Source organism: Oceanicola sp. S124 (assembly GCF_000220565.1).
Taxonomy (GTDB): Bacteria; Pseudomonadota; Alphaproteobacteria; order Rhodobacterales; family Rhodobacteraceae; genus Pseudooceanicola.
Genome location: NZ_AFPM01000312.1, coordinates 22,658 through 30,054 on the forward strand (window position 1 = coordinate 22,658; position 7,397 = coordinate 30,054).

Here is a 7,397-nt window from a genome sequence, read left to right on the forward strand (position 1 = left end):
TCCGGGGGATGTCGCCATGGATGGGGATAACCTGCAAAGCTCTGCCGACTGGGGGCCCTTCGGGCGACCGCTCTTCAACGACCCGGAGGCGCGCGCGCTCAGCCGGGTCGGGGTCGTCGACGTGGGGTCGAACTCGGTCCGGCTGGTGGTCTTCGACGGCGCCGCCCGAAGCCCCGCCTATTTCTACAACGAGAAGATCATGTGCGGCCTCGGCGCCGGCCTGTCCGAATCGGGCCGGCTGAACCCCGAGGGCCGCAAGCGGGCGCTGGCGGCGATCCACCGCTTCCAGCTGCTGGCGCAGGGCATGGATGCCACGCCGCTGTCGGCCGTGGCCACCGCCGCGGTGCGCGACGCCGAGGACGGCCCGGCCTTCGCCGAGGACGTGGAACGGCTGACCGGGATGAAGCTGCACGTGATCGGCGGCGACGAGGAGGCACGGCTGTCGGCGCAGGGCGTGTTGCTGGGCTGGCCCGGCTCTTACGGGCTGGTCTGCGACATCGGCGGCAGCTCGATGGAGTTGGCGCGGATCATGGACGGCCATGTCGGCGACCGGCAGACCTCTCCGCTGGGGCCGCTGAAGCTGGCCGACGTGAAGGGCGGCAAGAAGGGCCGGCGGGCCTATATCAAGGCCGAGGTCGAGAAGCTGACCGCGACCATCCCCGCCGACCGCAACAGGCTGTTCCTTGTCGGCGGATCGTGGCGCGCCATCGCCCGCATCGACATGGAGCGGCGCGGCTATCCGCTGCACGTGCTGCATGAATACCGGATGACGGCGAAGTCGGTGCGCGACACCGTCGCCTGGATCGCCGAGCAGGACCTGGAAGTGCTGCGCAAGCGCTGCGGCCTCTCCTCGACCCGGATGAACCTGGTGCCCATGGCCTCGGAGGTGCTGCTTGAGGTGGTCAAGCGCTACAAGCCCCACGACATCGCGATCTCGTCCTACGGGATCCGCGAGGGGCTGCTGTACGAGCAGATGCCGCAGAAGCTGCGCGACCGCGACCCGCTGATCGAAAGCTGCCGCTTCGCCGAGCAGAAGGACGCCCGCCTGCCCGGCTTCGGGCGCACCCTCTACGATTTCATCCTGCCGCTCTTCCGCTCCTGGCGGCCCGAGCGTCTGCGGCTGGTCAAGGCTGCCTGCCTGCTGCACGACGTGACCTGGCGGGCCCATCCCGACTACCGGGCCGAAGTCTGCTTCGACAATGCGACCCGCGCCAACATGGGCGGGCTCAAGCATTCCGAGCGGGTCTTCCTTGGCCTGGCGCTGCTGCATCGCTACCGCAACCGCCGCGACGGCACCAAGTTCGACGAGCTCTTCGAGCTGGTGACCGACGAAGAGAAGCTGCAGGCCGAGGTGCTGGGCAAGGCAATGCGCTTCGGCGCGATGCTCTGGCCCGAGAAGGACACCCCCATCGGACACCTGCGCTGGTTCCCCAAGAAGAAGGTGCTCGAGCTGCAGCTGTCCGAGGCTCACTGGCCCCTCTTCGGAGAGGTGGCCGAGGCACGGTTCAGCTCTCTCGCTTCCTCTCTGGGGGCCGAGGTCTCGCTGAAGCTGGGCCCGCAGCGCAGCTGAACGGGTGGGGCCGTCCGGCCAGGTTCCCAGGCCTCAGAGATCGACGGAGCCGTCGGGGTTCTCTCCCGGAACCGGGGGCAGGTAGTCCGGCGCCTCGTCCTTGCGCTTGATCAGGATATCGCCATTTGGCAGCACCACCGGCGCCTCGTAGTTCGACAGGTCGCCCACCTTGCCAAGCGCCTCGACCAGCGCCGGGCCCATGCGGGCCACGAAATCGCGCAGCTTCGGCGCGGCCTCTTCTGCAGCCTCGCCCATCTGGTCGATGGTCTCGTCCAGCCCTCCCGAAAGCCCTTCGAAGAGCAGCCGCAGCCCCTCTCGCATCAGGTCGGTGTTGCCGGGGGCGCTGTCACCGGGCGCGTCCTCGGGCGCGTCATCGGTCTTGGGCGCGTCCTGCTGCGCAATCGCGGGCAGCGGCTGCAACAGAGAAAGGCCAAGCAGGGGAATCACGAAGATCTGTCTCATGCCTCAGATATAGGGGCCGCAGGGGGCAGGACAAAGAGTGCCGCGTTCAACCGGCGGCTTCACGCGCCTGGATCTCTTCCCAGGCCCGGTTGACCTCGACCATCCGCCGCTCGGCCATCTTGACCGCCTCGGCGGGCACGCCACGGGCGATCATCCGGTCGGGATGGCTTTCGCGCACCGCCTCGCGCCAGGCCTTGCGGGCCTCGGGCACGGAGGCATCCGAAGGCAGCCCAAGCACTGCGAAGGGATCGGGCCGCGCATCAGGCACCCAGCGGGACCGGGCGCGCAGGAAGCGGCTTTCGGACAGGCCGAAGATCTCGGCCACCCGCCGCAGGAACTGGTCCTCGGCTTCGTGGTAGCTGCCATCCGCCACGGCGATGGCAAACAGCCCCTCCATCAGGTCGCAGAGCACCGGGCTGTCGGGACCGAACATGCGCGCGATGCGCTGCGCGTACTCCTCGTAGCCGGCGACGTCCTGCCGGGCCATGTTGAAGACCCGGGCGGCCCCTGCCTCATCCTCGGGCGGGATGCGGAAGACCTCGCGGAAGGCGGTGACCTCGTTGCGGGTCACCTGCCCGTCGGCCTTGGCCATCTTGGCGCCCAGGGCGATCACGGCAATGGTGAAGGCCACCGTCCGCTCGCGCGGCGTGCGCAGTTTCTCGAAGACCGCCGAAAGCGCTTCGCCGTTTGCCAGCGCCTGAAGCGCCTCGAGGATACGGGACCAGATGGACATGGGGCCAATCTAGCGCGCCCGCGCGGGGATGTCCCGCACCAGCTTGCCCGCAGGTCCAAAGGTCGCGGCAGGTTGTCGCCTAAAGAAGCTTCTGCATCAGCACCAGGTCAAGCCAGCGCCCGAACTTGCGTCCGACCTGCGGCATCCGGCCGACGGTCTCGTATCCAAGCGCCGCGTGGAAGGCGACACCCGCTGGATTCTCGCCCGAGACCCCGGCCACCATCACATGCGCCCCTGCGGCTCGGGCGTGGTCCTCGATGGCCTGCATCAGGGCCCGGCCCGCCCCCTGCCCCTTCGCCTCGGGGGCCAGGATGATCGTGTGCTCCATCGCGTGGACATAGCCGTCACCGCCCCGGAACTGGTCGTAGGAGGCCAGGCCCAGCACCTCTCCGTCCCGCTCGGCGACGAAGGTTTCGCGCCCCGCAGCGCGGCGATTTTCCACGTAGAGTGGCAAGGTGACGCTGGTTTTCTCTTCTGACGCGAAGGTCACCGTAGTGTCGCGGTAGTAAGGCGACCAGATTTCGAGAATCCTCGGGTAATCATCTGAAACGATTGGACGAATTCTAAGGGGCATGGGCGCTCCGGGAAGAGTTGCGAAAGCAGTTTTCCGCAGCGCGGCGGGTTTGACAAGAGACGGCTGGACATGCTCAACTGACGCGAACGGGCGTCACATCCATGCAAAGGCGCAATTGCATGGCTGGACCAGGCATCTTGCTGCCACGGCTCTGGCCGAAGTCCCAGTCCGCACGGAAATTGGACGGGAGCGAATGGGGGGATCGGACATGACAACTCCGCAAGAGCTGATCGAGGTACTGGGTCTCACCCCGCACCCGGAAGGGGGCTGGCACCGCGACACATGGCAGCCGGACTGGACGGCGGGCCAGCGCCCGGGGATCTCGGCGATCTATTACCTGCTGGAAGAAGGTCAGACCTGCCACTGGCACCGCATCGACTGCGACGAGACATGGTATTTCCATGCCGGAAGCCCGCTGCGCTGCCTGCTCTCGCCCGATGACGCGACCCAGCCGTCGGAATCTTGGCTGGGCGTGGATGTCGCCGCCGGAGAGCGCCCCAGCCACTTCATTCCGCGCCACATGTGGCAGGCCGCCGAGGCGGTGCGGGGCTGGACGCTGGTCTCTTGCGTCGTCAGCCCCGGCTTCACCTTCGATGGCTGGGAGCTGGCAAGCCCCGGCTGGGTGCCCGGGCAGAAAGCCGGCTGATCAGTCCCGCCGCGCAGCCCGGATCAGTTGCAGGATCTCCTGCGCCGCCGAGGGGATATTGGTGCCCGGCCCGAAGATCGCCTTGACCCCGGCCTGGCGCAGGAAGTCGTAGTCCTGCTGCGGGATCACCCCGCCACAGATCACCAGGATATCGCCGGCGTCCTTTTCCTTCAGTGCCGCGATCAGCTGCGGCGCCAGGGTCTTGTGCCCCGCCGCCTGGCTGCTGAGACCGACCACGTGGACGTCGTTGTCGATGGCATCCTGCGCGGCCTCTTCCGGGGTCTGGAACAGCGGCCCGACGTCGACGTCGAAGCCGATATCGGCGAAGGCGGTGGCGATCACCTTGGCGCCCCGGTCGTGACCGTCCTGCCCCAGCTTGACCACCAGCATGCGCGGGCGGCGCCCCTCTTCCTCGGCGAAATCCTCGACCGACTTCTGGATCGCGGCGAAGTCCTCGTCGCCCTCGTAGGCGGCGCCATAGACCCCGGCCAGGGTCTTCACCTCGGCCTGGTGGCGGCCGAATTCCTTTTCCATCGCCATGCTGATCTCTCCCACGGTGGCCCTTGCGCGGGCCGCGTCGACAGCGGCTTCCAGCAGGTTGCCGCCCTCTTTCGCGCGGCGCGTCAGCTCGTCCAGCGCGCCCTGGCAAGCGGGTTCGTCGCGGCTGGCGCGGATCGCCTCCAGCCGCGCGATCTGGCTTTCGCGCACCTTGACGTTGTCGACATCCAGGATGTCGATCGGGTCTTCCTTGTCCTTGCGGTACTTGTTGACGCCGACGATCACCTCTTCCCCCCGGTCGATCATCGCCTGACGCCGCGCCGCGCTTTCCTCGATGCGCAGCTTGGGCATCCCCGAGGCCACGGCCTTGGTCATGCCGCCCATCTCCTCGACCTCCTGCATCAGGGCCCAGGCCTTCTCGATCAGCTCATTCGTCAGGCTTTCCACGTAGTAGGACCCCGCCAGCGGATCGACGACCTTGGTCACCCCGGTCTCTTCCTGCAGCACCAGCTGGGTGTTGCGGGCAATGCGGGCCGAGAAGTCGGTAGGCAGGGCGATGGCCTCGTCCAGGGCGTTGGTGTGCAGCGACTGGGTGCCGCCCAGCACCGCCGAAAGCGCCTCGTAGGCGGTGCGGATGACGTTGTTGTAGGGGTCCTGCTCCTGCAGGCTGACACCCGAGGTCTGGCAGTGGGTGCGCAGCATCTTCGAGCGCTCGTCCTGGGCGCCGAACTCGGTCATGACGCGGTGCCAGAGGGTGCGGGCGGCGCGCAGCTTGGCGATTTCCATGAAGAAATTCATGCCAATGGCGAAGAAGAAAGACAGCCGCCCGGCGAACTTGTCGACATCCATCCCGGCCTCGGTCGCGGCGCGAACGTATTCGCGGCCATCGGCCAGCGTATAGGCCAGCTCCTGCACCAGGTTCGCGCCGGCTTCCTGCATGTGGTAGCCGGAAATCGAGATACTGTTGAACTTCGGCATCTCGTTTGAGGTGTATTCGATGATGTCCGAGATGATCCGCATCGAGGGTTCGGGCGGATAGATATAGGTGTTGCGGACCATGAACTCCTTCAGGATGTCGTTCTGGATGGTCCCCGACAGCTGGGCCCGGTCGACGCCCTGTTCCTCGCCCGCGACGATGTAGCTGGCGAGGATCGGGATCACCGCGCCGTTCATCGTCATGGAAACGCTGACCTTTTCCAGCGGGATGCCGTCGAACAGGATCTTCATGTCTTCCACCGAGTCGATGGCCACGCCCGCCTTGCCCACGTCCCCGACGACGCGGGGGTGGTCGCTGTCATAGCCCCGGTGCGTCGCCAGGTCGAAGGCGACCGAGACCCCCTGCTGACCGGCGGCCAGGTTGCGGCGGTAGAAGGCGTTGCTTTCCTCGGCGGTCGAGAAACCGGCATATTGGCGGATCGTCCAGGGACGACCGGCGTACATCGTGGACCGCACGCCGCGCGTGAACGGCGCCTCGCCCGGCAGGCTGTCCATATGCGGCAGATCCGCCGTATCCTCGGCGGTGTAAAGCGGCTGGACGTCGATCCCCTCCAGCGTCTGCCAGGTCAGATCCTCCAGCGGGCGGCCGCGCAGCTCTTTTTCAGCGCGTGCGGACCATGCGTCCTTCTTTGTCTTCATCGCCTTGTCCTCTTTTCCTGAGACGGGCGCGCGGATCTATCGCCGCCGGCTGCCCGCCGTTTGATCCTGTCGGGGAAGCCTCCTCCACCCCCTCCTCCCAGGGGTCCGGCGCCAGCCGGGCGAGGCCCGAGGCCCCGGCAGAGAGCCAGAACATGTCGTCCTGGTAGAGTTCGTTCAGCGCCGCGCGCTGGTTCCGGTCGAAGGGCTGCCAGGGGCCGGGCCCGCAGGCAGGCCGCCCGCGCCACGCTCGGCCAGCAGTCGGCGCAGCGCGGCCAGATCGGGCGAGCGGTTCAGCCAGTGGCGCGCATGGGCCTGCGGCAGGCCGCGCGCATCGCCCAGCATCCGCGCCAGCCGCCGCTCGGGCAGGCCGGCGTAACGTTCGTGCGGCATGACCAGGATCTCGATCCCCGGCGCGGCCTCGGCCAGGTCCTCGATCACCTCGCGCCAGCCGCGGGGCTGGGTCACCAGCCGGTCCAGCGATCCCGGGCGCGGCAGGGCATGGCCGCGTGCCAGCGCGAAGCAGAGCACCGAGGTCCAGTAGCTGTCCTGCCCACGCACCGAGATCTCGATGCGGCTGAGCCGCCCCTCGAAGGCCCGGGCGAAGGCGGCCACGCGCGGCCCCGCCTCCGGGTAGAGCCTTTCGGCCCGCAGGTCGCCGCGCGGGCTGCCCAGGATGTTCTCGTCGCTGATCAGCAGGTGCCGGACCAGCCGCCCCTCGGCCTTGGCGAGGTTCAGGGCAATGCGCCCGCGCGCCCGGTCGAACTGGCGCGCCGACGACAGCGACCCCGGCCCCGGGATCACCCCGGCCAGCACCCCGCCCCGGGTCCGGCGCGGCCCCCAGAAGCCCACGCCCAGCCCGGCCAGCGCCGGAGCATTGGCCCGCAGGTAGCCCTCGAACGAGGTCGTCGCGGTGCGATGCGCACCGATATGCAGGATCACGTCCATCAGCCGCCGGCCCCCACGCCCACAGAAGAGAAGTGATCCCCCTATCCGGCATGAGGGTGACGAAGCACTTAAACGCCGCATTCATTGCAAATGCGCGGCGATGTCCGCCCCCGGCGAAGCTCTGGCTCACGGGATATCGGACAGCGCCGCGCATGGGTCATTCGAACTCCATGATCACCTCGTCCACGGCGAGGCTGTCGCCGGGACCTGCGTTGATCTTGGCCACCACGCCTTTCTTCTCGGCGCGCAGGATGTTCTCCATCTTCATCGCCTCGATGGTGCACAGCGCCTGGCCTTCCTGCACCTCCGGCCCCCTCTTCCACGAAGACCTTCA

General features: G+C 67.8%; 7 protein-coding genes and 1 pseudogene. 2 read left to right on the top strand and 6 right to left on the bottom strand.

The window, feature by feature from the left end; genetic code table 11:
• Positions 1–16 precede the first annotated feature (16 nt).
• The gene (locus tag OS124_RS0121390) at positions 17–1,570 is read left to right on the top strand and encodes a Ppx/GppA family phosphatase (RefSeq protein WP_010142043.1); all 1,554 of its coding nucleotides are present in this window, start codon (positions 17–19) and stop codon (positions 1,568–1,570) included.
• Between the two features lie 33 nt (positions 1,571–1,603).
• On the opposite strand, the gene OS124_RS0121395 is transcribed toward OS124_RS0121390, so the two are convergent.
• From OS124_RS0121395 to OS124_RS0121405, 3 genes are all read right to left on the bottom strand, one after another.
• A complete protein-coding gene (locus OS124_RS0121395) occupies positions 1,604–2,017 on the bottom strand; it encodes a hypothetical protein (RefSeq protein WP_168161499.1) in 414 nt (137 codons plus the stop codon).
• 61 nt (positions 2,018–2,078) lie between these two features.
• On the bottom strand, positions 2,079–2,765 hold the full coding sequence (locus OS124_RS0121400) for a molecular chaperone DjiA (protein WP_010142045.1): 687 nt from the start codon (positions 2,763–2,765) through the stop codon (positions 2,079–2,081).
• 79 nt (positions 2,766–2,844) lie between these two features.
• A complete protein-coding gene (locus OS124_RS0121405) occupies positions 2,845–3,339 on the bottom strand; it encodes a GNAT family N-acetyltransferase (RefSeq protein WP_040607753.1) in 495 nt (164 codons plus the stop codon).
• Between the two features lie 208 nt (positions 3,340–3,547).
• On the opposite strand from OS124_RS0121405, the gene OS124_RS0121410 reads away from it, so the two are divergent.
• Entirely contained in the window at positions 3,548–3,985 is a 438-nt protein-coding gene (locus OS124_RS0121410) for a cupin domain-containing protein (RefSeq protein WP_193372584.1), read from the top strand.
• Here the strand turns inward: OS124_RS0121410 and scpA are convergent, their stop codons facing one another.
• The 3 genes and pseudogenes from scpA to OS124_RS26720 all read right to left on the bottom strand — a co-directional run.
• A complete protein-coding gene (gene scpA / locus OS124_RS0121415) occupies positions 3,986–6,118 on the bottom strand; it encodes a methylmalonyl-CoA mutase (RefSeq protein ID WP_010142048.1) in 2,133 nt (710 codons plus the stop codon). It abuts the gene before it with no gap.
• A gap of 174 nt (positions 6,119–6,292) precedes the next feature.
• Entirely contained in the window at positions 6,293–7,063 is a 771-nt protein-coding gene (locus OS124_RS25560; protein ID WP_010142049.1) for a hypothetical protein, read from the bottom strand.
• Positions 7,064–7,220: 157 nt separating this feature from the next.
• Positions 7,221–7,376, bottom strand: a pseudogene (locus tag OS124_RS26720) (acetyl-CoA carboxylase biotin carboxyl carrier protein subunit); the annotation flags it as partial.
• Between the last annotated feature and the right edge of the window lie 21 nt (positions 7,377–7,397).